The 23,982-nt window shown below is 47.6% G+C and carries 29 protein-coding genes, 1 tRNA gene and 1 pseudogene; 15 read left to right on the top strand and 16 right to left on the bottom strand.

Annotated elements, in window-relative coordinates:
• Positions 1-13 precede the first annotated feature (13 nt).
• A complete protein-coding gene (locus XMD564_RS04490) occupies positions 14-433 on the bottom strand; it encodes a cytochrome c5 family protein (protein ID WP_173507889.1) in 420 nt (139 codons plus the stop codon).
• A 215-nt stretch (positions 434-648) separates the two neighbouring features.
• Here XMD564_RS04490 and XMD564_RS04495 point away from each other — a divergent pair, with 215 nt between their 5' ends.
• Positions 649-1,215 (top strand): MASE1 domain-containing protein, encoded by a 567-nt coding sequence (locus XMD564_RS04495; protein ID WP_173507890.1) that lies wholly within the window; start codon positions 649-651, stop codon positions 1,213-1,215.
• A 42-nt stretch (positions 1,216-1,257) separates the two neighbouring features.
• Here XMD564_RS04495 and XMD564_RS04500 read toward each other — a convergent pair whose 3' ends face one another.
• From XMD564_RS04500 to XMD564_RS04515, 4 genes are all read right to left on the bottom strand, one after another.
• A complete protein-coding gene (locus XMD564_RS04500) occupies positions 1,258-1,926 on the bottom strand; it encodes a rhodanese-like domain-containing protein (RefSeq protein ID WP_173507891.1) in 669 nt (222 codons plus the stop codon).
• Positions 1,927-2,008: 82 nt separating this feature from the next.
• Positions 2,009-2,677 (bottom strand): rhodanese-like domain-containing protein, encoded by a 669-nt coding sequence (locus XMD564_RS04505; RefSeq protein WP_217364104.1) that lies wholly within the window; start codon positions 2,675-2,677, stop codon positions 2,009-2,011.
• Positions 2,678-2,728: 51 nt separating this feature from the next.
• Positions 2,729-2,890, bottom strand: coding sequence for a hypothetical protein (locus tag XMD564_RS04510; protein ID WP_173495347.1), 162 nt, complete (start codon positions 2,888-2,890; stop codon positions 2,729-2,731).
• A gap of 157 nt (positions 2,891-3,047) precedes the next feature.
• Complete coding sequence (locus XMD564_RS04515) at positions 3,048-3,392, bottom strand: hypothetical protein (protein ID WP_173507892.1); 345 nt, start codon at positions 3,390-3,392, stop codon at positions 3,048-3,050.
• An 89-nt stretch (positions 3,393-3,481) separates the two neighbouring features.
• On the opposite strand from XMD564_RS04515, the gene rluF reads away from it, so the two are divergent.
• The 7 genes from rluF to XMD564_RS04550 all read left to right on the top strand — a co-directional run bounded on the left by rluF (position 3,482) and on the right by XMD564_RS04550 (position 8,516).
• On the top strand, positions 3,482-4,468 hold the full coding sequence (rluF, locus tag XMD564_RS04520) for a 23S rRNA pseudouridine(2604) synthase RluF (RefSeq protein WP_173507893.1): 987 nt from the start codon (positions 3,482-3,484) through the stop codon (positions 4,466-4,468).
• 185 nt (positions 4,469-4,653) lie between these two features.
• Positions 4,654-5,226: a cytochrome b/b6 domain-containing protein gene (locus XMD564_RS04525; RefSeq protein WP_217364269.1), complete on the top strand. Its 573-nt coding sequence runs from the start codon at positions 4,654-4,656 to the stop codon at positions 5,224-5,226.
• Complete coding sequence (locus tag XMD564_RS04530) at positions 5,216-5,602, top strand: DUF1924 domain-containing protein (protein ID WP_173507894.1); 387 nt, start codon at positions 5,216-5,218, stop codon at positions 5,600-5,602. The genes XMD564_RS04525 and XMD564_RS04530 overlap by 11 nt, the downstream gene beginning before the upstream one ends.
• A 15-nt stretch (positions 5,603-5,617) precedes the next feature.
• A complete protein-coding gene (locus tag XMD564_RS04535; RefSeq protein ID WP_173498322.1) occupies positions 5,618-6,238 on the top strand; it encodes a diheme cytochrome c in 621 nt (206 codons plus the stop codon).
• Positions 6,239-6,302: 64 nt separating this feature from the next.
• On the top strand, positions 6,303-6,512 hold the full coding sequence (locus XMD564_RS04540; protein ID WP_173498321.1) for a PepSY domain-containing protein: 210 nt from the start codon (positions 6,303-6,305) through the stop codon (positions 6,510-6,512).
• A gap of 2 nt (positions 6,513-6,514) precedes the next feature.
• Positions 6,515-7,186: a response regulator transcription factor gene (locus XMD564_RS04545; protein ID WP_173498320.1), complete on the top strand. Its 672-nt coding sequence runs from the start codon at positions 6,515-6,517 to the stop codon at positions 7,184-7,186.
• A 1-nt stretch (position 7,187) separates the two neighbouring features.
• Positions 7,188-8,516 carry a sensor histidine kinase gene (locus XMD564_RS04550; RefSeq protein WP_173507895.1) on the top strand — a complete coding sequence of 443 codons (1,329 nt, stop codon included), beginning with the start codon at positions 7,188-7,190 and terminating at the stop codon, positions 8,514-8,516.
• 256 nt (positions 8,517-8,772) lie between these two features.
• Here the strand turns inward: XMD564_RS04550 and XMD564_RS04555 are convergent.
• Both XMD564_RS04555 and pyrC read right to left on the bottom strand, forming a co-directional pair.
• Positions 8,773-8,849 (bottom strand) — tRNA-Arg (locus tag XMD564_RS04555).
• A gap of 240 nt (positions 8,850-9,089) precedes the next feature.
• On the bottom strand, positions 9,090-10,124 hold the full coding sequence (gene pyrC, locus XMD564_RS04560; protein WP_173507896.1) for a dihydroorotase: 1,035 nt from the start codon (positions 10,122-10,124) through the stop codon (positions 9,090-9,092).
• 165 nt (positions 10,125-10,289) lie between these two features.
• Here pyrC and XMD564_RS04565 point away from each other — a divergent pair, with 165 nt between their 5' ends.
• Positions 10,290-10,505: a DUF2892 domain-containing protein gene (locus tag XMD564_RS04565; RefSeq protein WP_173495343.1), complete on the top strand. Its 216-nt coding sequence runs from the start codon at positions 10,290-10,292 to the stop codon at positions 10,503-10,505.
• A 27-nt stretch (positions 10,506-10,532) separates the two neighbouring features.
• Here XMD564_RS04565 and XMD564_RS04570 read toward each other — a convergent pair whose 3' ends face one another.
• Positions 10,533-11,411: a DMT family transporter gene (locus XMD564_RS04570; RefSeq protein WP_173498317.1), complete on the bottom strand. Its 879-nt coding sequence runs from the start codon at positions 11,409-11,411 to the stop codon at positions 10,533-10,535.
• Positions 11,398-11,793, bottom strand: a complete 396-nt coding sequence (locus XMD564_RS04575) for a nucleoside-diphosphate sugar epimerase/dehydratase (RefSeq protein ID WP_173495341.1) — start codon at positions 11,791-11,793, stop codon at positions 11,398-11,400. The genes XMD564_RS04570 and XMD564_RS04575 overlap by 14 nt, the downstream gene beginning before the upstream one ends.
• A 102-nt stretch (positions 11,794-11,895) precedes the next feature.
• On the opposite strand from XMD564_RS04575, the gene XMD564_RS04580 reads away from it, so the two are divergent.
• Together XMD564_RS04580 and XMD564_RS04585 are read left to right on the top strand one after the other, a co-directional pair.
• Positions 11,896-12,624 carry an AzlC family ABC transporter permease gene (locus XMD564_RS04580; protein ID WP_217364270.1) on the top strand — a complete coding sequence of 243 codons (729 nt, stop codon included), beginning with the start codon at positions 11,896-11,898 and terminating at the stop codon, positions 12,622-12,624.
• Positions 12,621-12,941: an AzlD domain-containing protein gene (locus tag XMD564_RS04585; protein WP_173482611.1), complete on the top strand. Its 321-nt coding sequence runs from the start codon at positions 12,621-12,623 to the stop codon at positions 12,939-12,941. Before XMD564_RS04580 ends, XMD564_RS04585 begins: the two co-directional genes overlap by 4 nt.
• On the opposite strand, the gene XMD564_RS04590 is transcribed toward XMD564_RS04585, so the two are convergent.
• A complete protein-coding gene (locus tag XMD564_RS04590; RefSeq protein WP_173507897.1) occupies positions 12,910-14,646 on the bottom strand; it encodes a diguanylate cyclase in 1,737 nt (578 codons plus the stop codon). The genes XMD564_RS04585 and XMD564_RS04590 overlap by 32 nt on opposite strands.
• Before the next feature lie 9 nt (positions 14,647-14,655).
• Positions 14,656-15,915, bottom strand: a complete 1,260-nt coding sequence (locus XMD564_RS04595) for a PotD/PotF family extracellular solute-binding protein (RefSeq protein WP_254445584.1) — start codon at positions 15,913-15,915, stop codon at positions 14,656-14,658.
• 189 nt (positions 15,916-16,104) lie between these two features.
• On the opposite strand from XMD564_RS04595, the pseudogene XMD564_RS11315 reads away from it, so the two are divergent.
• From XMD564_RS11315 to XMD564_RS04610, 4 genes and pseudogenes are all read left to right on the top strand, one after another.
• Positions 16,105-16,509, top strand: a pseudogene (locus XMD564_RS11315) (ATP-dependent zinc protease); the annotation flags it as partial.
• Positions 16,510-16,584: 75 nt separating this feature from the next.
• Positions 16,585-17,487, top strand: coding sequence for a 30S ribosomal protein S6--L-glutamate ligase (gene rimK, locus XMD564_RS11320; protein WP_217364276.1), 903 nt, complete (start codon positions 16,585-16,587; stop codon positions 17,485-17,487).
• Between the two features lie 16 nt (positions 17,488-17,503).
• On the top strand, positions 17,504-19,963 hold the full coding sequence (locus XMD564_RS04605) for a glycoside hydrolase family 3 protein (protein ID WP_173507899.1): 2,460 nt from the start codon (positions 17,504-17,506) through the stop codon (positions 19,961-19,963).
• 117 nt (positions 19,964-20,080) lie between these two features.
• Positions 20,081-20,506, top strand: coding sequence for a rhodanese-like domain-containing protein (locus tag XMD564_RS04610; RefSeq protein ID WP_173481927.1), 426 nt, complete (start codon positions 20,081-20,083; stop codon positions 20,504-20,506).
• A gap of 69 nt (positions 20,507-20,575) precedes the next feature.
• Here the strand turns inward: XMD564_RS04610 and XMD564_RS04615 are convergent, their stop codons facing one another.
• Genes XMD564_RS04615 through XMD564_RS04635 form a run of 5 tightly spaced genes read right to left on the bottom strand, consistent with a single transcriptional unit; the run spans position 20,576 to position 23,978 of the window.
• Positions 20,576-20,956, bottom strand: coding sequence for a rhodanese-like domain-containing protein (locus XMD564_RS04615; RefSeq protein WP_173481928.1), 381 nt, complete (start codon positions 20,954-20,956; stop codon positions 20,576-20,578).
• A gap of 10 nt (positions 20,957-20,966) precedes the next feature.
• Complete coding sequence (locus tag XMD564_RS04620) at positions 20,967-21,659, bottom strand: Crp/Fnr family transcriptional regulator (protein WP_173481929.1); 693 nt, start codon at positions 21,657-21,659, stop codon at positions 20,967-20,969.
• 17 nt (positions 21,660-21,676) lie between these two features.
• Positions 21,677-22,348: a cytochrome c gene (locus tag XMD564_RS04625; RefSeq protein ID WP_173507900.1), complete on the bottom strand. Its 672-nt coding sequence runs from the start codon at positions 22,346-22,348 to the stop codon at positions 21,677-21,679.
• On the bottom strand, positions 22,345-23,679 hold the full coding sequence (locus XMD564_RS04630; protein WP_173507901.1) for an NAD(P)/FAD-dependent oxidoreductase: 1,335 nt from the start codon (positions 23,677-23,679) through the stop codon (positions 22,345-22,347). The genes XMD564_RS04625 and XMD564_RS04630 overlap by 4 nt, the downstream gene beginning before the upstream one ends.
• Positions 23,676-23,978, bottom strand: coding sequence for a c-type cytochrome (locus XMD564_RS04635; protein WP_173507902.1), 303 nt, complete (start codon positions 23,976-23,978; stop codon positions 23,676-23,678). The genes XMD564_RS04630 and XMD564_RS04635 overlap by 4 nt, the downstream gene beginning before the upstream one ends.
• Positions 23,979-23,982: the final 4 nt, after the last annotated feature.

Genomic DNA, 23,982 nt, shown 5'->3' on the forward strand with positions numbered 1-23,982 from the left:
CATCGAGTATCGCTTATTGAGCGATCATGTACTCAATTGAAGCTTTGATCTCATCATCAGTACAGTCAGAACATGTACCGCGGGGAGGCATAGCGCCTATGCCATTAATTGCATTGCTGACCAAGGTGTCTAGACCTTTAGCATCTAAGCGTGCAGCCCATTCACCAGAGCCGATCTTAGGAGCGCCTAATACACCTGCACCATGACAAGAGTTACATGAAACCGCGACGATATCCGCTGCAGTTCGTGCGCCACCCGCTGGTGCAGCAGATGCTGATCCACAGCTTTCGTCACCTTGTAGACATACTTTACCAACGGGCATTAGACGTTCTGCGATGACATCTTCAGAAGTAACGGCTTGCGCTGAAAGAGCTGCAAAGGTTAGTCCTAGAGTACATAGTGCTGTTGAAGCCTTAGAAATGATTGCTTTCATTGGCTGCTCCTCTCTGTATTGAAGTCGGCTCTACTTGTTACCTTGTGGGTAACCTAGACCGAAGGCTAAAAATTCTGCGCGCATTATAACGATTATTAGTTTTATTCGAAATAACGCTATCTTTGGTTCTTATCGTTTAAAGATGTAAGGGGTGACTTTTGTGACAGGGTTTTGCTTGTTAGTATGAATCCATTCTTCACTATTTGAGATTTTGTGTGGCCACCTTAATTGTCAATGTTCAACTGTTTTTGTTGATAGCAGTTGTATGGGTTTTACAAACTCAAATTATCTATCCTATAGAGCGCACGTTATTGGATCCATCATGGGTAGAGGTCGCTAGCACGCTATTCTTACCGGCTGGGTTTAAAGTCATTATTGCCGTTATTATGGGCTGGATGGCGGCACCTGCTATCCTGTTCTCAACGATTTTCGGTATGTGGCTGCATACTGATGACCTTCTTTTTAGCTCGCAATTTGCAATCATATCGACGGTCTCTCTTTATATTCCAATCCTTTTGATCCGCTTCTTGAAAGGGGGAGGTCAGGGGGTGGATACGACTAAAGAATCAATGAGTCTGTTTAGAACGGCCGTGGTCGTGACCGTTATTGCAGCCATGCTTAACGCATTTTTCTCAACGGTGCTTTATGGAACTGCAGCGCCACTGGGAATATGGCTCCACTTCTTGATAGGCGATCTGCTAGGAACAATAACGGTGGTTGGATTAGTGGTGCTGTTTAGGCAGCCTATCTACCTCTGGATTGCACAAAGGCTGTCACGCTAGAAACAAAAAAGAGAGCCGAGGCTCTCTTTTTTGGGGTAGCTACTATGGTTTAACGGTTGTGAAACCGAGTGTTTCCCAATCCTGCATACCACCGCGGTACCACTTGATCTTGTCAGCTGGGTAACCGAAATCAAGCAGCGCTTTGATGTTGGTTGGCGATTGGCCACACCACATACCGTTACAGTACATCACTAGAGTTTTAGCCTTACCGTACTTCCATAGGCCATCAAACTCTTCACCACCGAAATCTTCCACGATGATCTCGCCGATAGAGATAGGGTCTGCCCCTTTACGTGTCGATAGCTTAGTCCATGGAATGTTTACAGCTCCAGGAATCATACCGCGAGCAGCCCAATCTGGGGTGCGTGAGTCAATGATAAGGATTGAGTCATCACCTGCTGAGACCGCTTCCATATAGCCGACCATCTCAACTTCACCAATGGTCTCAACACCGGGTGCCAGTACGATTGGCTGAATACAGAATGGCGGACAAGGGCGTGATGTCATTGCGAACGAAGGGTTCACGGTGTTTTTAGTATCTTGGTTACGCATGACAGTGACTTTTTGACCGTTATGCATGACCTCAGTCGACATTAGGCTGCCAGTGATACCCACAGGTTTGGTTGCTGCAGCCGACTCTTTTTTAGTTGCTGCAGAGTTACAGCCTGCCAGTGTAAGTGCGGCCAGTGACGCGATTAGAATTTTTTTCATTGGATCTTCCTTATTTTTGGGCAAAAAAAAGCGCAGTCGTTAACAACTACGCTTTTTTGTTCAACTAGGTATAAAACCCCAATTAAGGCTTAACAGTTGTTAGGCCAAGGTTTTCCCAGTTCTGCATACCACCACGGTACCACTTGATTTTGTGCGCTGGGTAGCCGAAGTCTAGAAGGGCTTTGATGTTAGTTGGCGACTGGCCACACCACATACCGTTACAGTACATTACTAGAGTTTTAGCGTTACCGAACTTCCAAAGACCGTCGAACTCTTCAGCACCGAAGGTGTCAGTGAAGATCTCACCAATAGAGATAGGGTCAGCACCTTTACGAGTTGATAGCGCTGTCCATGGTAGGTTGATCGCACCAGGAATCATGCCACGCGCAGCCCAGTCTGGTGTACGTGAGTCGATGATTAGGATTGAGTCGTCACCTGCAGACGCTTTCTCCATGTAGCCAATCATCTCTACTTCACCAATGGTTTCAACACCAGGTGCTAGTTTCATTGGCTGAATACAGAAAGGAGGACAAGGACGTGAAGTCAATGCGAATGATGGGTTAACAGTGTTCTGGTTGTCAGCGTTACGCTCAACCGTCACTTTGCTGCCATTGTGCATGACTTCGATCGACATTAGGTCGCCAGTGATGCCGACTGGTTTGTCGTCCGAGTGAGAGCCAGCCATTGAAAGGCTCGCCATTCCTGAAGCAACTACGCCTACTAGGCCCATTACAAGTGATTTACGGATCATATTTGATTCCTCAGTGATGTTTCTTTTTTTATAAGTTATTGAGTGTTGAACTTAATCACACTCGGGTTCTGGCTCACCCTCTGGTACACACAGTGAACCGTCATCGCAGTAGATGGATTTTGCTTCACCCTCATCAGCAGCCTGAACTGGTGATACAAATGCGAAAGCCATCATCAACGAAGTAAGGATTGCGGCTAGAAATTTGAAATTCATTTCTTTCTCCATTTTGTAGAAAAAACAAAACTGACTTATAACTTTTAGTCAGTTTTTTTATTTCTGTTAACACCTTAATTTGATATTTCTCAATTTTCAAAGTTTCAGGATAAAAATCGTAGATTAATTAGTAATTAAACGCTGTTACTAAGAAATATCAGTTATTTTCGACGTTGGTCGAACAAGGGAAGTTGTTTAGCATCATCTGAGTAATTGCCTCGGTCCCACTGTCGGGAATTTGGCGGTTCTGCCAATAGTCTAAATAGGCTGAATAGATAACGGCATCCGCATCGGGACGCATAGGAATCACAAAACAGTGACTAGAATTTGTGCTGTGCTTCAGTGCATCGGCCACGCCTAACACATACCCCTGAACGACCATCGACTCCTGTGATAAAGCTTCATAAATGTCACTTCCCGATATGAAGGTGTAGTTATCTGTATCGGCTAATACCGGTGCTGTTACAGACAGGGCCAAGAGCAAAGCGGTTATGTTTGTCATTTTTTCACTTATGAATCTGCGGTCTAAGTTGGTGAAGCCTGGTTCGATCGATACAATAGACGATCAATTAATCAGGATTACTCTAAGCCATGTTCAACGGTTCAGCAAAGCGACTCAATAAATTTATCAGTGAGAGTGGTATCTGCTCTCGACGAGAAGCCGACCGCTTTATTGAACAGGGTAATGTCTTTATTAACGGCAAACGGGCTCAGATTGGAGACCAAGTACACCCTGGAGATCAGGTTCGCGTCAATGGTCAGATGATCGACCCACCAGAGCCCGATGACTTCGTCTTTATAGCCCTAAATAAACCTGTAGGGATTGAATCGACTACAGAGAGCTCTCGCCCCAACAATATCGTTGATTTCGTAAATCACGGTGTGCGTATCTTCCCAATCGGCCGTCTAGATAAAGACTCTCAGGGTCTGATTTTTATGACCAATAATGGCGATTTGGTTAACAAAGTCCTGCGCGCGGGTAATAACCACGAGAAAGAGTATGTGGTCACGGTTAATAAACCGATCACTCCGGCGTTCATAGAAGGGATGGCGGGCGGAGTCCCCATTCTTGGCACAATGACCAAAAAGTGCCCCGTGAAAAAGCTAGATACTCGTGTGTTCAACATAACGCTTGTTCAAGGGCTTAACCGACAGATTCGCCGTATGTGTGAACACTTTGGCTATGAGGTCGTAAAGCTAGAGCGTACCCGCATTATGAACGTCGACCTGAAGGGCCTAGCGCTTGGCGATTGGCGAGATCTGACACAAAAAGAGTTAACAACACTGTTAAAATCAGTAGAGCACTCCTCGTCAGAGGCGAAGCCCGGAACACGCAAATCACGCAGCCCGAACCGATCAAAGCCCTCCCAATCCTCACACAAAAAAGGGCAAGCAAATCGTAATAGCCACGGAGAAGGTAAAAAAACCAATTCCAACGGACCAAAACGAAATGCGGCCGGCAAACCGATCGTGCGTAAACCAACGACTAAACATCCTGATCGAGGTCCAAAACGTGGTGGCGCTTCTAAAAATGGTAAGCCGTATAATGCGACGGGAGGTCGTGTCAGAAGGCGATAACCGATTAGACGGATATCTCCAATAAGTTATTCTAAATTCGCACTGCATAAGGAAGCACTATTAGCTGCTTCTCCTCAATTTCTTGTAACTCCAATCTCTTAATAAATTTTTAAGCTTGGTTTTATCTTCCTCACGGCAAGATCTCTTTCAAGTTGAGAAGTTTGAATGAACCTTTGGAGGATTCAATGAAAAAAGAGATCAGGGTTTGGGATCCATTAGTCCGTGTTTTTCACTGGACCCTCGTGTTGAGCTTCGCGATTGCTTGGGTCAGTGCAGATGAGTTTGATACCTTGCACTTCTGGGCCGGTTACACCATTGCCGCTTTGGTAGCCTTTCGTATTGTGTGGGGTGTTATAGGAACTCGCCATGCACGTTTCAGCGACTTTGTTTACCGCCTGAGCACTATTAAAACCTATCTAATCGATCTGGCTGCATTGCGTCCTAAACACTATGTGGGGCATAACCCTGCAGGTGGTTTAATGGTGATTATCCTGCTTCTCTCTCTTGGATTGCTCACATTTACAGGCATGGCTTCTGTAGCGCCAGATGGCATAGGGCCGCTTGCTGGCACTTGGGTAGAGTCGATTTCAGGGCACTGGATGGAAGACGTTCATGAGGCCGTTGCTAATCTTGTTCTAGCCTTTGTGTTGTTCCATATAGCCGGTGTTTTGGTGAGTAGTTTAGTCCATGGGGAAAACCTCGTACGGGCGATGATCAATGGGAAAAAAGAGATCGAGGAGAAGAGCGATGAGAATTAATAAATTAGCTATCGCACTGACCGGTTCACTCTTTGTAGTGGTTGCAAATGCAACCCCAGTGAGTGAACGCATGATTACGACATTCGAAGCGGCCAGCGGCAAAAGTGCTGATGCGGCAGCCGGCGAGGCTTTCTGGAACCGAGACTTTAACGGTAAGAGCTGTACAACCTGTCATGGGTCTGATGTGAAACAGGTAGGCCAGCATGCAAAAACCAAAAAGGCGATTGAGCCTCTAGCGCCAAGCGTAAATCCGGAGCGACTTACGCAGGATCATAAGATTAATAAGTGGTTCCTAAGGAACTGTAAATGGACGCTTGGCCGCGAGTGCACCCCAGCAGAGAAAGGAGACATCCTACTCTGGTTATCTAATCAATAAGAGCGAGATAGAAATATGAAACTTGGCATTAAAACGGTCCGTTGGATTGCGGGTACGACACTGCTTACCAGTGCTCTAGGGGTTGGAATGGTTGGTGTTGTTAATGTCGCCTCCGCTGATGAGGGCTGGAAAATCTTCGGTCATGATGACGACGATGAGTACGGTGAGCGTCGAAATGGCGCTTTAAAACAGACAGATAACTCGCCAGCACGCCAGCTCTATATTGATGAGTGTGCAGCCTGTCATATGGCCTATCCCACAGGATTTCTACCTGAGCGAAGTTGGCAGAAGATGATGGGTAATTTAGACAATCACTTTGGTGAAAATGCCGAGTTGGACCCTACATCACAACAAGCGATTACTCAGTATCTGGTTGATAATGCGGCTGAAAACAGTTCAAATCGAAGGGCACGTAAGTTTTTACGCAGCGTATCAGATAACGCTACACCACTGCGTATTACTGAGTTACGTTACTTTAAAAAGAAGCATGATGAGGTACCGGATCGTATGGTAACCGGTAATCCAGATGTTGGTAGTTTTAGCCAGTGTCAGGCTTGTCATGGGGATAGAGCAGAGCAGGGCTACTTTGATGACGACTCGGTTAATATTCCGAATCACGGCCGCTGGGATCATTAATCTCCTAGCACTTTCGTTGCCTTCTAATGCGGGAGATAACCTCTCACAGCGGGAGGCGAGGGAGTTGTTGGAGTCGGGTCATATCCTCTCACTTTCGGAACTACAGGACAGACACGCACAGACATTTATCGGCAAAATCTTAGATCTTGAGCTAGAACGCAAAGATGGCAAATTGATCTATGAATTTGAAGTTCTTGGTGGTGACGGGGAGGTGCGTGAGTACTATATCGACGCAGCTAGTGGTGAGCTTCTTGAAGAGAAGTTAGAGGATTAAGCATGCGCCTTCTGCTTATCGAAGATGACATCGAACTCATTAACCAGTTGAGACCCCAACTGCAAAAGTCGGGTTTTGCCGTTGAAGTAGCTCAAGATGGGGTGGATGGCGAATTTCTTGCGCTAGAGGAGTCATTCGACGGCATTATTCTCGACCTGGGGTTGCCTAAACGCCCAGGAATTGAGGTGCTATCTAACCTGAGAGGTGCGGGTATTGATACCCCCATTGTGATTCTTACGGCTCGCGACTCCTGGCAAGAGAAGGTGGATGGTCTAAAGCACGGAGCCGATGACTACTTAACCAAACCTTTCTACTTTGAAGAGCTTCAAGCACGAATAGAAGCTGTGATGCGTCGCAAACAAGGGCGTGCGGACAATACATTGGTTTGTCAGGGCGTCACCTTAAACATAGATACCCAGCAAGCGAGGGATGCTTTAGGTCATAATATTGCATTAACTGGTAAAGAGTTTCGATTACTGCGATATCTGATAACTCATGCCGGTAAAATCATATCCAAGTCGGAACTGAGTGAGCATGTCTATGAAGAGGAGATGCTCAAAGATAGCAACGTGATCGAGGTCTACATCAACCGTCTTCGCCAATACTTTGGTAAAGATTTTATTGAGACTAAACGAGGCCAGGGCTACATCGTTCAGCGGGATAAGAGCAACTAATATGTCAAAGCAGGGATACTCTATAGAGTTTCAGCTCCAATCTCGCTTAACTAAACTTCTGCTGCTTCTTGCTGTTCTGCTGTTAGTGCCCTTACATCTAACTGTTCGCTCGTTTGTTGATGACATTATCGAACAACGCCTTGGTCATGATGCTGAGACAATAATCACAGCGTTGAGTGTAGATCAAAATAATCAGTGGCAATTGCAACAGGATCGAATTTCATCGATCTATCAGCGCGTCGAATCGGGCCATTACTTCAAGCTTCAGTCAGATCAGTTTCAGTCACTTTCCCGCTCTCTTTGGGATCACGAGCTTAATGTCTCAATAGTGGCTCCTGGCATTGTTGATATTGCGGTGGTTATTAATGATGACCAGCGCTGGATGATTTTGACCCAAGGATTCAAAAAATCAGATGTCACTTTTACGCTTGCGGTTGCTGAGGATGTAACGGAGCTATATAACAATCAATGGCTATTAGAGCTGTTGCTCATTCTAATCATGGTGGTTGTTTTTGGGGTGGTCGTTTGGCTACAAAGGCGAATGGTTAAAGCAGCTTTTGCTAGTCTAGAGCCAGTTCGGCAAGCGATTGAGGCTGGTGACATCAGTTCATCGATTCAATTCCCGGATCAACTTCCTCGAGAGATAGCGCCTTTAGCCTCTGCGCTCAATCGATTATTGGCTCGCTCAGCTGCGCAAATAGAGAGATCGCGCACAGGTTTAGGCAATCTAGCTCATGAACTGAAGCGGCCTATTCAGAAGTTGCGCTGGCTCTCCTCTGAACTAGATTCAAATGGAAGCTCTGCCAAGGCAATAGCTCTAAGTGAAGAGTTTCAGCATTTGATGGACCGCGAACTTCGACGAGCTCGTATTTCAGGAACACCAACGCCCGGCAAACTGTTTGCTCCTTACGCTGACTTGACCCCTATGGTTGAGCTCTTTAAACGAATTTACCCCAGTAAGGAGTTACACCTAAAACAACTGCCCCGATATGAACTCCCCTATGATCGAGATGATATGCTCGAGCTTATTGGCAATTTGCTAGATAACGCCCTAAGGTATGCGACTTCAAAAGCTGAGTTATCGATAACCTATTCACGTGAAAATCACCGTTGGATTCTTTTAATAGAGGATGATGGAACAGGGGTGTCGCAAGAGAATATGATTCGACTAACTCAACGAGGCGTTCGTTTAGACGAAGATTCTGCAGCGACTGGCTCAGGTCTTGGTATAGCGATTAGTAAAGCGGTGGTAGAGAGTTATTCAGGTAGCATGAGCTTCAGTGACGCACCCATTGGAGGGCTTTGCGTTAAGATCGAGTTAAATATCTAAACAGAATGGTCTGGCTAGGTTGAAGTAGTTATCCGCTCTGGGATACTCGGTTATTAAAGACTACCCGCTCAATCGGACAAAGATGGCGCGCCCGGGATTACTCGGTCAATCCTGACCTCGGCCTTTCAGGCCCGCACTGGCGTGCGTTCAAAATTGTTCCAGACAATTTTGTCGAACCCCCTTCTTAGAGTCTCTACACTCTCCAATAAACCAAAAGGCCCCTCATACTGCAGTATGCGGGGCCTTTTGGTTTATATGGCGCGCCTAGAGGGATTCGAACCCCCGACCAACAGGATCGGAACCTGCTACTCTATCCAGCTGAGCTATAGACGCTAAACTTCTACTAAATTTAATTAAACCCCCGACCAACGGGGTCGGAACCTGCTGCTTTATCCAGCCGGCCGGCGCTCCGGTGAGCTACGGGCGCGTAATTTTTTCTAACCAAATTGTATAGTGCTATCCACTGTCGGGATAGACTCGTTGAATCGCTTAAGCGATTCAACGCCCCTTCGAGCGGGTGCTTTAACTTGAGGCGTGAATCTTACTGATACCGCCTCGCTTTGCAAGTGAGTTCTAGTCTTTCAGTTTCCACTGAACTTCACTTCCGGCCATGAATGGAATGATGGGGCGGCCATTCGGTAGGGTGATGCTCTCTGGGAGTGTCCAGGACTCTTTCACCAGTGTGATGGTGCCGTTGTTTTCCGGTAGGCCATAAAATTTAGGGCCGTGTAGACTCGCAAAGCCTTCCAGTTTATCCAGTGCCCCTAACTCATCAAACACTTGAGTGTAGAGTTCAATGGCTGCCCAAGCGCTGTAACAGCCTGCACAGCCACAGGCGGTCTCTTTTTTAGCCTGTTCATGCGGTGCTGAGTCGGTGCCTAAGAAAAATTTGTCAGATCCTGATGCAACGACATCACGTAGCGCTTGCTGGTGAATGTTGCGCTTTAAGACTGGTAAGCAGTAGTTGTGTGGGCGAATACCCCCGACCAGAAGATCATTACGGTTCAACATCAAATGTTGCGGTGTAATGGTGGCACCAATGTTACCGCCCGCTGCAAGCACAAACTCAGCTGCGTCTTTGGTGGTGATGTGCTCAAAGACAACTTTAAGCGTTGGGTACTTCTGAGTGATAGGGCCCATGCGTTGATCGATGAACTCTTTTTCGCGATCAAAAATATCAATATGCGAATCGGTGACCTCACCATGGACCAGTAAAAGCATGTTGTTCGCTTCCAGCGCAGCGAACACATCGGCTAAGCCATCGATGTTTGTTACTGCAGCATCCGAGTTTGTGGTCGCACCGGCAGGGTATAGCTTAACGGCTTTAATACCCGCTTTTGCCGCTTCATTGATATCTTCAGCGGTGGTTCTGTCGGTAAGGTACAACGTCATTAAAGGCTCAAAGTTCGAACCCGCTGGTCGTGCAGCAAGGATGCGCTGTTTGTAGGCCTCTGCGTCAGCAGCGTTACGAACCGGTGGTGCAAGATTAGGCATGACAATCGCACGATCAAAACAGCGAGCGGTAGCTGCTACTGTCTCAGCAAGGATATCGCCATCACGAAAGTGAAGGTGCCAATCATCGGGTGTTTTGATGGTGATTTCGTTCATGGGATCGCCCACTCCTTAAAAATTTTCGATCTGAATATTTTACACGGTTTGGTTAGAGGTCGCTGTGCATTTTATAAATTAGTTGCTTGTTTAATTAGTAAAAACTAATATATCGATATTGGTTCTAGTTGAACCACTTAATTTCAACTTTGAGAGGGACGGAACATGTCTGTAGAACGTATGGTATTTGCCTTTGCTGGCTTTATGGTTTTGTTGAGCTTGGCACTCGGCGTAACGGCTAGCCCACTGTTTGTCAGTGAGTACTGGTTGTGGTTCACAGCCTTTGTTGGTGCGAACCTTTTCCAAACAGCCTTTACTGGGTTCTGCCCACTGGCCATTATCCTGAAGAAGCTAGGCGGTAAAGCGGGTACCGCGTTTTAAGTTCCGCTAAGTGATTGAAGAGCCGCTCTATTGAGCGGCTTTTTTGTTGCGTTCAAAACCTGCAATCAGTGACCCACCGACAATAGCCAGACAGGCCCAGGCAAGAGTCCAACTCGGTTCTGCTAATCCAAACAGAACCAACAGTACGACCGAGATCAACGGTGCTGAATAGGCTAGTACCCCCAGCAGTTGGATGTTGCCGTGCTTTACCCCGTAATCCCAAGTGAAAAAGGCGATGCCGACTGGCCCCAGGCCAAGGCCTATCACTCCTATCCATTGAATCAGGTTGGCCGGCATGACGGTCGTCTCCCAGGCAAGATGACAGATAAAGGCCAATACCGCTGTGGCACCACAGAACCAGCCGGCTGCATCGGTCGGTACATTAGCGGCCAAACGGCTGGTGACAGAAAAGCTAGACCAGATTAGAGCGCAGGCTAGGGCGATTAAATAGCCTGACGTGTATTGCGGTTCGAAGGCGTCACTGCCACCCCCAATCAATAACCAACAGCCCACTAGAGCTGATAGAGCGCCGACTAGATGCGCCCATCTAAAACGGTGGCCTGGAAGTAGGGTAGAGAATAGAACAATCAGTAGGGGCCAAAGGTAGGCTAATAGACTGACCTGCACAGCCGGTGCTTTCGACATCGCTAAAAAATAGCAGAAGTGGTAACCAAAATAGCCACTCACGCCTAGCAGCCAAACACGTTTTTTCTGCTTAGCATAGCGGACACCCCAGTGACCCTCTTTACGCCATTTGGTTAGCATCAGTAGAAATGCAATGGCGAAGGTCATCGACATTAATTGAAAGGGTGGGACCTGGTTGTCCGTTAATCGAGTTAACAGAGCCAAGGCACCCCAGAGCGCTATGGCTGAAAAACCAATCAGTGTCGCATTACTTTTGTTCATATGAGGCCAGCGTTGAAGAGATCGTATTAAGTTGTTCTTCCAAACTCAGGTTTGGGTCCATTTGGACAGTGGGTATGTTCATTGAACTAAGTTGCTGAATGCATTCATCAGGCAGCAGCTCAGCTCTTTGGTTGAATGTAACCACAGCTTGAACATCATGTCGTTGAGCCAGTGCTTCTATTTCGCTTGGGTATCGAAGAGGAGCTCCAAGCATCTCGGTTTTATGGCTCCATGGCTCATCATCGATAAAGGCTATTATTTTTCCACCTCTCTCAAGCAGTGCTTGGGCGAGTTGGTGTTCTACAAAATCGATACCCACGATAATGAAGCTTGAGCCTCGCCATTTTGAATTGCGAAATGCATTCAGGATTTTGTCGAGCACTTAGCTCCTCTTTTTACTTGTTGTCGCGTTGGCTAAAGATCACAATAGTGGACCTAACTGAAACGCTATTCTCACTTTTTCCGTCCCATAAGGAAACCTCTGTTGTTTGGTCGTAATAAGCTCTTTTGGCAAGGCGTTAGGCGTGGTTTTATCTCGTCGCTCCCTTTTTATATGGTCATGGTTCCATTTGGCACACTGTTTGGGCTTTTAGCCACAGAAGCAGGTTTAAATGTGCTTCAAGTGATGGGGTTTAGCTTTGCGGTATTAGCAGGCGCTGCGCAAATTACAGCCGTGACACTTATGGAGGAGAATGCCCCTACCGTCATTATTCTAGCCACCTCGCTTGCGGTGAACCTGAGGATGGGGATGTACTCAGCTGCCCTAGTGCCACTGATTGGGAAAGCGAAACTCTGGCAGAGAGTACTAGCAAGCTATTGGATTTTTGATCAGTCCTACGCCGTGACGGTTCTAGAGCACAATAAAAACCCCAAGCTTTCGTTGGATGAGCGGTTAGGTGTCTTTTTTGGGGTTGCGATTCCGGTCTCCTCTCTATGGTATCTCGGTACTTACCTTGGCGCGGTGGTGGGCAATCAAATTCCGTCCGAATTAGGGCTAGAATTTGCGGTCCCCGTCACATTTTTAGCCTTGGTTGCACCACTTTTAAGAAGTATTCCACACCTACTTGCAGCATTTACCTCAGTCCTGTTTACCTTGTTATTTGCAGATTTCCCATTCAGTTCGGGACTTTTGGTGGCCGGAGTCATGGCATTGGCGGTGGGCTATCTAACGGAAGTTTGGCTTGAAAAGCGCCGCTCTAAGGAGGCTGTATGATTCACTCTGATCTGTATGTTTGGATGATCATTGCGGGCTTAAGTCTAGGTAGCTTTGCGATTCGTTTCTCTTTCTTAGGGCTAATTGGTGATCGTCAACTTCCCAAACCGGTTGAGCGAGCTTTGGGTTATACATCGGTGGCTATTTTGCCGGGTATAGCTATGCCTATGGTGTTAAGTAGCAGCAGCGGGGAGTTAGAGCCGACTCGACTGATCGCAGCGTTTTTAACCCTGTTGGTTGGCGCTTGGACGCGAAGCCTGCTCTACTCATTGTTAGCAGGAATACTCAGCTACTCTCTTCTGATGGCGGTTTTGTAGAACAGATGCCTAATTGGTTTCGCCCGCTCTCTTTAGATCGATACAGCGCTTTGTCTGCCTGATTTAAGAGCTCTTCGCCACTCATTAATTCTGTATCAGGTGTCCAGGTGCAACAGCCCAAACTCACCGTGACACAGCCAATGGGTGATGCACGATGCGGAATGTTTTTCGATTCAATCTCTTTACGCAGCTTTTCAGCAAGCGCTTGCGCCGCTGGTGCAGGCGTGTCGAATAGAAGTGCAACAAACTCTTCGCCACCGTAACGAGCGACGGTATCAGTAGAGCGATGAAATACATGGCTCATGGCTTGGGTGACATGTTGAATACAGGTATCGCCCGCCTGATGGCCGTAGGTATCGTTGTACGCTTTGAAATAATCGATATCTAGGATAATAACCGATAGTGGAAGAGCGCTGCGTCGGGCACGATTAAAGTTTTCGACCAAGCTTGCATCGAGGAAGCGTCGGTTATAGATCTGTGTAAGCCCATCTTTTACCGATAGATCCTTTAATCGGTGATTCGCTTTCTCGAGCTCTTTGGTTCGTTGTTTGACCTTCTCATCGAGTTGCGAACTGAGCTCTTGGTATTTATCGAGCAGCTTCTGTGTGTTTTCGTTGGCTTCCCTAAATGCCTCTGCTGAAACAGCCAGGGCCGCTATCTCATCTTTAGAGTGGTAAGTTGGGATGGGTACTTTTCGCTCGCCATTGGATAGTCGATCAAAAATCTCCCTCAGTCTGGCAATGGGTCTCTCTATGCTTCTGCCGACGACCATGCCGATAATGATCGTCATCAAGATAAAGAGAATGCAGAGTGCAATTAGCTGCTGTGATAAAGAACTGACTATGCTTGAAGATTGTTCTTGTGTGCTGCTTAGGGCCTGCCTGAACTCTTGAGTTAATTTCTCAGAAAGATATTTAATTTCATAACTCTCGGCCGCCATGACAACATTAATTAAAAAGAGATAGTTTCGGGTGGTTTGAACACCCTCATTGAATGTTGAGTAACCGCGAGCCAATGAGTCACGGATGATATCTAAACGGGTGATTTGTGGGGGGTAGCTCTCTAGAATGTAGAGATCTTCAATCAACCCCATTACGTGTTGATAGTTCTCATCCACCAGTTCCAGCTCGGCTGGGTTGAGTGACTCAAAATATTGCCCCATGTGTTTTTCGATGATTAATAGGTCTCGCCAAATATTGTTGCTAATCGCTAAAGAGCCGGCCGATATGGTCTGCTTTTGATAGGCTTCGATTAGCGCGCTCCAACTATTCGTGACACTGGGAAGTGTTGTCTTTACTAGCTTTTGTCGGCGCGATCGCTGAGTTTTAGCTCTCTTAAACGCTTCTTGAAAAGTATGAAGATGTTCATCCACTCGTTTTATGATCGGTTTGGCTGTTTCGCTCTCTAATGATGAGAGCGTTGATAGCTCGTACAGTGCGGATCGGTAGGCAATGTCGACAGAGTCGGCTGCTTGGGTCTGGCCAACTCTTAAAAAGGTTTCAGCGCGGCTCTGCATCTCTGCTGCATGAAAACCTAATTGCGTTGCATGTTTTAAATTGCTCGATAGATCGTTTTGTTGATCAAACTGTTTGTTAAGGGTTGTGAGCCCGATAAAAGCAATAATCCCCAGCGCAAGGGTAATCAGCCCCATTAAAAAATAACCGGTGTAAATTCGAGTGGTAAAAGGAACTCTTTGAGCAGGCATTCAAATCCCCTAACTCAGCACAAATTCTTTCCATTTGGGCAGTGTATAGTCATAGGTGTCCATGACACTGTTCCAAACGGCAACATTACTGAAGCGTTGTTCGTAGGATCCGCCCGTTCTTATGGAACCTTCTGCTACTGAAATCGAGCCATCTGTCCCTTTTAGCGATGTAGCGGCGGGTTTGCCCGCGTACCAATAGTCCCACTCCTCTGGACTCATAAACTGTTTAGAGCGTTCTGGGTTGGAGATGTAATACCCCTGCCTTGCAATAAATGCTCCTGGGTAACCCGATAACCACCAATTCATAAATTGGTAAGCTGCGTCCTCTTGCTCGCCCCGCGTTTGGCTGGAGAGGCACATGACCCCATGCCATGCTCGATAGCCCTCTTTCGGCGCAGCGTAAATACAAGGAATCCCTTGCCCTTGGAGTGCAGAAGCACCGGGACTGAACATGCTCTCAATGATGACTTCGTTGTTCGCCATCAACTCAACGGAGTGGGGGACGGATGACCATACCCCCCTGAAGTGGCCGCGTTTTTTGTAATCAATTGCGATCTCAAACAGCTGATCGATCTCACTGATACTCATGTTACCTATGTCATTAAAGGTCATAAGTCCTTTTGCTTGAGCGGCTAAGGCTAAATCAAATATGCCGATCGTGGGTTCGTTCACAATGGCGACCTTACCGGAGTAGTTATCGTTTAAGAGCCAGCCCCAGCTCTCTGTGATGTAGGGTTCGCCAACATCAATGTAGCGTGAGTCATAGCCAAAGGAGTCGGTGTTGTGCACATAGGGTAGGAAACTAACGTTTTGGCTAGGCTCACGGCCTAAAGTTTTATCCTTCTGTACATAGAGAATACGGTGTGGTGCATCGCCGCGGCCGATCTTGGAGCCCTCCGAAATCTGACCGGTTTTCGAGAGGTTATTGATCTCATTCCAGTACTGAATTCGTTGTGTATCGATTGATTGAATCGCACCGGCATTCCATAGAACTCTTATGGAGTTTGACCACTGCTCATACAGATCAAATGAGGAGGGGTTGGTTGTTGCACGCATGAGTACTTCAGCACTACCGCCTGGGTAGAACTGAATATTAATCCCGAGCTCTTTTTCGGCACGCAGACGTAGCTCTTCCTGCAGGGTAACGTGAGTTCCCATGACACGAATAGTCGGGCGAGCATTCTCTGCTTTTAAAATCGCAGGGAAGCCCCCAATTGCAGCAGGCAGTGCAATACCCGCAGCGTTTTTAATAAATTGCCTACGTCGCAATTTACAACTCCTGAATTCAGTAACTTAACTCTATCTCCTTCAATATAGACCTGTTTTTTGAAAGTGGTATTAAATATGGCTAAAAAATATACAGATAAAGGCTGAGTATTTTTCACCAATCGTCGCTATAAAAAGCTACGTGATTGGGGATTTATGAGCTATGGTTCGCCCCATTAAATGGAGAACATTATGGACAAACTGATCGTTGGTTCTGAGGAGTGGTGTGGCCTTCCTCTATTGGGCCTACCCGCTGTTAAAGCTCGTGTCGATTCGGGGGCAAAAACCTCATCACTGCATGCGTTTAACATTCGTAAATTCACTCGTAATCGAGACACTTGGGTCTCTTTCGAAATCCACCCTCTGCAGAAAAATGATGAGTTAGTTGTTCGTTGTGAAGCTCAGGTGGTTGATCGCCGTACTGTAAAGTCATCAAGCGGAACAGCCGAGAGACGTTACGTTGTAAAAACCAACATTACCTTGGCAGATCAAACGTTTGAGGCTGAGCTAACACTCACTAACCGTGACTCTATGGGTTATAGAATGCTGCTGGGCCGTGAAGCGATGTCAGGTCGCATGATCGTTGATCCTGAAGGTAGTTGTCTGCAGGGTGAGCGCACCATTACTGAGTGTAATCAGATGTACGGTGTGAACCCAACAGCACGCACTGCTCTGAAAATTGGTGTGTTGGCTAGCAATCCGGATCTCTACTCAAACCGTCGTTTGATTGAGGCGGGTGAGGCGCGCGGACATGAGATGGTCTTCTTGAACATCAAACAGTGTTACATGAAGATGGATGCTGATAATCCAGAGGTTCACTACCGTGGTGGCGCTATCCTGAACGATTTTGATGCCATCATTCCTCGAATTAGACCTTCAATGACGTTTTATGGCTGTGCATTGGCTCGTCACTTTGAGAGTCTTGGCGTCTATGTTCAGAATACGGCAGAGGCGATCACAAGTTCGCGTGACAAACTCTTCTCGCTGCAACTGCTGCAGAAGTCGGGTTTGGATATACCTACAACAGGCTTTGCCAACTCGCCAATGGATACCAATGACCTGATTGAGATGGTCGGCGGTGCACCTTTGATCGTAAAGCTACTCGAAGGCTCGCAAGGCCGTGGAGTTGTGTTGGCCGAAACAGGCAAAGCAGCCGAGTCGGTAATCAACGCGTTTAAAGCGCTTCGAGCTAACTTGTTGGTACAAGAGTTTGTTAAAGAGGCGGATGGCAAGGATCTACGCTGTTTTGTCATTGACGGCAAAGTAGTGGCTTCGATTATGCGCACAGCAGCACCGGGTGAGTTCCGTGCAAACATACATCAAGGTGGTTCGGCCTCTTCGGTTCGCATTTCAGCAGAAGAGCGTAAGCTAGCGATTAAAGCGGCTAAAACTCTAGGTCTGAAGGTGGCGGGTGTTGATATCATCCGTTCTCGCAAAGGTCCTCTTCTATTGGAAGTTAACTCATCCCCAGGCCTAGAGGGTATTGAGGGGGCTTCTGGTAAGGATGTTGCGGGCGCTATGATTACCGCTATTGAGAAACGTTTTGCACGACGTTTAAAAGGGTTAAACCAATAAATAAAAGGGAGAGGTGATGGCTGACCGACAGACGGCAGAGCTACTGGTTGATTCGATGAGTTTGAGAGAGCAAATCTCTCTACTGTCGGGTGAAGATGTTTGGTCAGTTAATGCTATACCTAGACTAGGAATCCATAAGCTGCGTGTCACTGACGGACCTAATGGTGCACGTGGTGGTGGTTCTCTATTTGGCGGTGTGACGGCCGCCTGTTTCCCCGTTGGCATCGCCTTAGGCGCAACCTGGAACCGCGCTCTGCTTGCGAAGGTGGGTGGCGCTATTGCTGACGAAGTCAAATCTAAATCGGCACACGTGCTGCTTGGTCCTACCATCAACATTCAACGATCTGTGACCAACGGCCGTAACTTTGAGTGCTATTCAGAAGATCCTGAGCTAACCGCTGCACTGGCTGTCTCATACATCAGAGGGCTTCAAAGTGCAGGGGTTGCTGCCACACCTAAGCATTTCATCGGAAATGAATCTGAAATTGAGCGCACAACGGTCAGTTCCGATATTGATGAGCGCACACTGCGCGAGATCTACCTTCGCCCCTTTGAAGCCGCCATTAAAGAGGCGGGTGCTTGGGCCATTATGGGCTCATACAACAAGATTAATGATACCTATGCCGCCGAAAATCACTGGTTATTGACCGAAATTCTTCGCAACGAGTGGGGCTATGACGGCATTGTGATGTCCGATTGGTTTGGTTCTAGAACAACGGCACCAACCATTAATGCGGGCTTAGATCTAGAAATGCCAGGGCCAACCCGAGACCGCGGTGACACATTGCTTAACGCCGTGGATCGTGGTGAAGTGCCTGTTGAACAGGTTCGTCAGCTGGCCGTTAACATGGTTCAGTTGATGGAGCGTTGCGGTGCTATTAATGATGCTTCGCCGTTCAAAGAGATTGCCGATAATCGCCCTGAACACCAGCAGCTGATCAGACGTGCCGGTGTTGAGGCTAGTGTGCTGCTTAAGAACACAGGCTTATTACCCCTTTCTACTGACCTAAAGAGCGTTGCGGTAATTGGGCCTAATGCCATCGAGGCTCAGATCATGGGCGGTGGCTCCTCGATGCTCAATCCTCACTATTCCGTTTCACCTATGCAGGGATTAACAAACCTTCTGGGCGGTGAGGTTATTCATTATGCACAGGGGTGTACTAACCATCGTTGGGAGCCCCTGGTTAACCAAAAGATTCGAGTCGATTACTTCGCCAATCGAGATCTTTCGGGTGAGGTGGTTTTCACTGAAGAGGTTGATGAGAGCCAGAGTTTCATTCTGCCCCCAGTGGCGAATGGACTGGTCGATCAACACGCATTTTCTCTGCGAGCGAGTGTTGATTACACAGCAACGGAGACGGGCGATTTTAATATTGGCCTTCACAGTGCAGGCCTTGCCAAGTTCTATGTGAATGGCGATTTGGTGATCAATGTTTGGGATCACTGGCAGAAAGGTCGAACCTTCTTCGAGGAGGGGTGTGATGAGGTCGTTGCCAGTTATCGATTCGAGGCAGGTGAAACCTATACCCTTGAGATGGAGTTTGCCACTAAGGATACGGACAATCTCGACCTTGCCGCATGGCGCTTTGGTCTATCAAAACCCTTGGGGGATGAGGCAATACAAGCTGCGGTAGAACTAGCAAAAAGTGCCGAAGTGGCCATCCTGTTTGTTGGTCGATCCGGTCAATGGGATACGGAAGGAAGTGACCTTGAAGGCATTAAACTCCCTGGTCGTCAGGATGAGTTGGTCTCAGCCGTGGCCAGTGCTAACCCTAACACCATAGTGGTATTGCAAACGGGTGGACCGGTTGAAATGCCTTGGGTAGATCAAGTGTCTGGCATATTGCAGGCTTGGTACCCCGGACAGGAGTGTGGCAATGCGATTGCCGATGTTTTGTTTGGTAAACAAGATCCCTCCGGCCGTTTACCACAGACCTTCCCAGTCAAGCTGGAAGATAATCCTACGTGCACCGATGACCCACTGGTCTACCCTGGACGAGACGGCCATGTGCTTTATCGTGAAGGCGTGTTTATCGGCTATCGTCACTATCAGGCCAACAAGATTGAGCCGCTATTCCCCTTCGGATTTGGCCTCAGTTACAGTGATTATCAACTCGATAATCTACGTTGTCGGAAGGTGGCGAATGGTCATGTCGAACTGAAGGTGAGTGTTAACAATATTGGTCAGCGACAGGGTCAGACCGTTGTTCAGATTTACTGTGGTGAAGTTAACTCTGATATTGATCGTCCAGAATTCCAGTTGGCCGACTTTGAAAAGCTTGAACTGAATGCTGGGGAGAGTGCTGATCTAACATTTCATCTACCTCTTCGTCGTTTTGCATACTTTGATATCAAAACAGGCATGTGGACGGTTGCGGAAGGTGACTATCGAGTGCGGGCTAGTTTCCATGCCAAGGATCCAGGTTGTGAAGCGGTGATTAATTTGTCAGCCAAGACGCTCTGTCCATCAGCCTGATGCACTAACGTTATAGAGAGACTTTTATTTGTGGCAAAAGAGTCTAAATGAATCACTGAGTTTTACAGGTTGTGTCGTTACAATGCAGCCAATTGATAATTTTAAGAGTAGGGTTTAATGATGCGTGCCTTAATGACCTCGTTGGTTACGATTTTATTCACATTTAATATGTCTGCTGCGGTTGCCAACGAAGAGGCGATTGAAGCGATGAACGACTACATGGCTTTTCAAGAGTATGAGTCGGGTATTATGGTCCCTCAGCAGATTGATCAAGTCGTATTTGAAGCATCAACCTTTATCGATACTCGTGATGCAGAGCAGTTCGCAGAAGCGACTATTCCGGGTGCGATCAACATTGAGTGGCGCCAGGTGTTGGATCGCATCGACGAAATTCCAGAGACTGGTAAGGTGATTCTGTTCTGTAATACAGGTTCTCTCTCAGCACAGGCCACTTTTGCACTGCGTGTCGCGGGTCGAGAAAATGTTGTGGTACTCCAGTCAGGCTTTATCGGCTGGCAACAAAACGCCGCCTACAGACCCTAGTCAGTAAATCAAAAATAAAAACGGCGCTTTTGAGCGCCGTTTTTGATTCTTAGGGTGTGGCTCTTGTGATTAACCGAACTCAGGCAAGTTCTGGGTCACAACCGGCTTACCTGCCTCTACCCATCCGTCGTAACCGCCGGCAATGGATGTGACATTCAGGTAGCCCATCTCGGCAAGAGATGCAGCAGCAAGAGCAGCACGACCACTGGTCTTACAGTAGATCACGATGTTTGTATCACGTGACTCTAGAGCCGGCATTCCACCGATTTTAAACTCGAGTAGGCCACGCGGAATATTGATTGCGCCACTCAGATGACCCTGCTCATATTCGGCCGGTTCACGCACATCAATAACGATCTCAGCGTCGTGAATGGCACCATCGGCATCTGCAACGCTGACCTCTTTAATGGTCGCCTTTGCGGCCATGACTAGATCTTGTGCTGTCTTCATTGGAACTCCTTTAGCTGTTCGCTATTTCCTGCAGAGCATCTCTGTCAGATATCGTTAACAAGTTCTTTGATTCGCTAATAATGCCTTGGCGTTTCCACTCCGCGGTATGGCGTGAAATGGTCTCGATGGTTAAGCCGAGATACTGAGCGAGATCTCTTCGACTGATCGGGAAGCTGACCGCTTCTGCAGTCTCACCCACCCATTGAAGCAGGAACCAAGCCAAACGAGGTTTGGATTTGAGTAGACCTACCTGGGTTAGGTGATCTTCTGTTTTCATCACCTGCTGCAGTGCACGTTCAATAATGGCTTGGTTGATGGCGCCACTCTGATCACGCAGGTGGTTCAACTTCTCAACCGAAAGCTGGCAGAGCTCGATCGGTTCCAGCGCCTCGGCTGTGTGCATATAGGTGCCACTGCTGATCAGCTTTTCATAGCCAAAGAGATCGCCAGGACGAACTAAGCGAACAATCTGAGCATTGCCCTCATTGTTGAATTTAGTCAGTTTGATATGGCCGGCTCGAAGAGTGTAGATCAGTCCGAGACTCTCGCCCTCGTTGTAGATAATGTCGCCCGTCTCAAATTTAATGACACGCGTCTGAAAATCTTCAATCAGCGAAAGCTCGGACTCTTTTAGACATCCAAACAGACTCGACGGCCTAATCGGGCAGGTTAAACAGTGCCCTTGACCAACCAGTGTTCCCATACTCAACGCTCTTATAGTTAATTAGTTCCACTATAATAGTTGGCTAATGAGTCAATTTCACTAGTTGTGAGTCTTTGACTTGCTTGTCGCATGACAGAATAGAGATCAGAGTCACGATCACCGCTGCGATACATCTCTAACGCACGCTTCAAAGTCTCGGCAGTTTGGCCCGCAATAGCAGGGGTTCCCTTAATACCACCTTGGCCACTTAGACCATGACAAGAGGCACAGGCAGTAATCAGTCGATCTTTATCACCCTCGGTTACCAGTGCCGGTGCTGACTGTTGCGCTAGGGTCGGTGCTGGTAGCGATGCGTAGTAGGCTGCAACATCAGACATGTCCTGTTCTGACATTAGGTCAGCGACGGCCGTCATGATGTTAGCTCGGTTATCCTCGCTTCGCGCGCCTGACTGATAGTCCAATAGCATCTTGTAAGTGTAGCTCTCCAGCTGTCCTGCAACAGCTGGCCAACGGTTAGTCGGTGGTAGCCCCTCTTTACCGTGACAGGAGCTGCACATCAAATGCTCATTGAGTTGTGCACCACGTGTCGCATCGCCTGCGGGACGCGTGGATACGGCCTGCCTAAGAGTGCTAGAAGTCCACTCTTTTGTTGCGATGACTGCGTCACTCGCCATCACGTTGGTTACTAGCATGGTGGTAGCGACTGCCGAGAGAATTAACTTTTTCATGCGAAACAATCCTCAGTAAATGACTTCATCCAAGCCTGTTGATAGACGGCACTTAAACGGCGTTGAGCCTCTGATGCATTCAGGTCTTGTAGGCTTGGAGCCTCTTTTTTGGCGATTTTTCCATCTCTAAGTTCATAGACTGCAGAGACAAAGAAGCCGTAATCTGAACCTGCTAATGCGTAACAGGTGTTTTCAAATGCAGGGCTCTGCTCCGGTGCTTCGCCGGCCAATAGATGCGCAATGGCATAGGCTGCTACTTTCGCTTGAGTGTTAGCGGCAAAGCCTGATTTGGGCATAGCGTCTGCTATGGAGGCGTCGCCAAGCACATGAACATTTGCGATCTTTTGTGATTCAAAAGTGACTCGATTGACCGGACACCAACCCTGTTCATTGGTTAGGCCAAACTGTTGAGCAATTTTGCCGGCTTTCATAGGAGGAACGATGTTGATGACATCGGCTTTGATGTTGCCACCTTCAGTTTCAATGCTCATATTGGCCGCATCAAAAGAGAGAGGGGTGCCGCCGTCTTTGCCAGCTATCCAGTCGATCATGCCAGGTGTTGAGTGTTCAACGACATCCTCTGGCATACCATCCATGAATTCCATTGGAATGTTGTAGCCGTAGAGACGGTTCCAACCCAATAGGAAGTTGTTGCCCGCGGTAAATTTGTTCTTTGGATCGGTGATAATCACCTTGCCAGTTGGATTGTGTTTCTGCATCCACTCTGCAATCAGCGCACCGCGTTCATAAGGTCCCGGAGGACAGCGGTATGGATTGGGTGGAGCAACAATCAGCATCGTGCCACCTTGGCGCATGTTTTTGATCTGGTCACGTAACAGAGCAGTCTGTGATCCTGGAATCCAGCCAGAAGGTGCTTTGGTTTCGGCTAGCTCTTTTGTGTAGCCTTCGACCTTTTCGTAGTTGAGCTCGATACCCGGTGAAACAACCAACCGATCATAAGCATAGTCAGTACCTGAGGCTGTTTTAATGATTTGACGGTCAGCATCAAGTCCGATCGCTCGATCAATCACCACATTCACGCCATATTTATTGCGCAGTACATCATAGTTTACGTCTAGGTCAGACATGTCGACGTGACCTGTCAGTACCTCGGATGAACCGTAGGGGCGAACATAGATTGGATTCTGTTCGATGATCGTAACGTTAACATTGGGTGCTTTGCGTCGAAGGTACTTGGCAAATGTCGCTCCGCCAACACCCCCTCCGATCACAACAATGTTTGCTTTACTTGCAGCAAAAGCACCAGCGGGTATAACAGCCGTTGCACTGAACGCAGCGGCTAATGATAGAAATTCGCGACGTGAGATCATTTCTCTTCTCCCGTAGGCAGTGTTTCAAAGTATTTAGCCATGGCTGATATCTCATCATCAGTGAGTGCTAAAGCAACATTTCGCATAATTGTCGATGAGCGTTCGTCACTACGGAAATCTTTCATGGTCTGAATGAACACATCAGCCTTAAGCCCGGCGATACTGATGAGTGCAGAGTTTTCAACAATGCCGTCTGTGCCATGACAGCCGGCACAATTGTTCGCCATAATTTCCGCTCGCTCATCGGCCAAAGCTGAGGACGATAGGAGTAGGGCGCTTAATATCATTACTTTTTTCATCGTC

This window comes from Marinobacterium sp. xm-d-564 (genome assembly GCF_013283345.1).
Lineage (GTDB): Bacteria > Pseudomonadota > Gammaproteobacteria > Pseudomonadales > Balneatricaceae > Marinobacterium_E.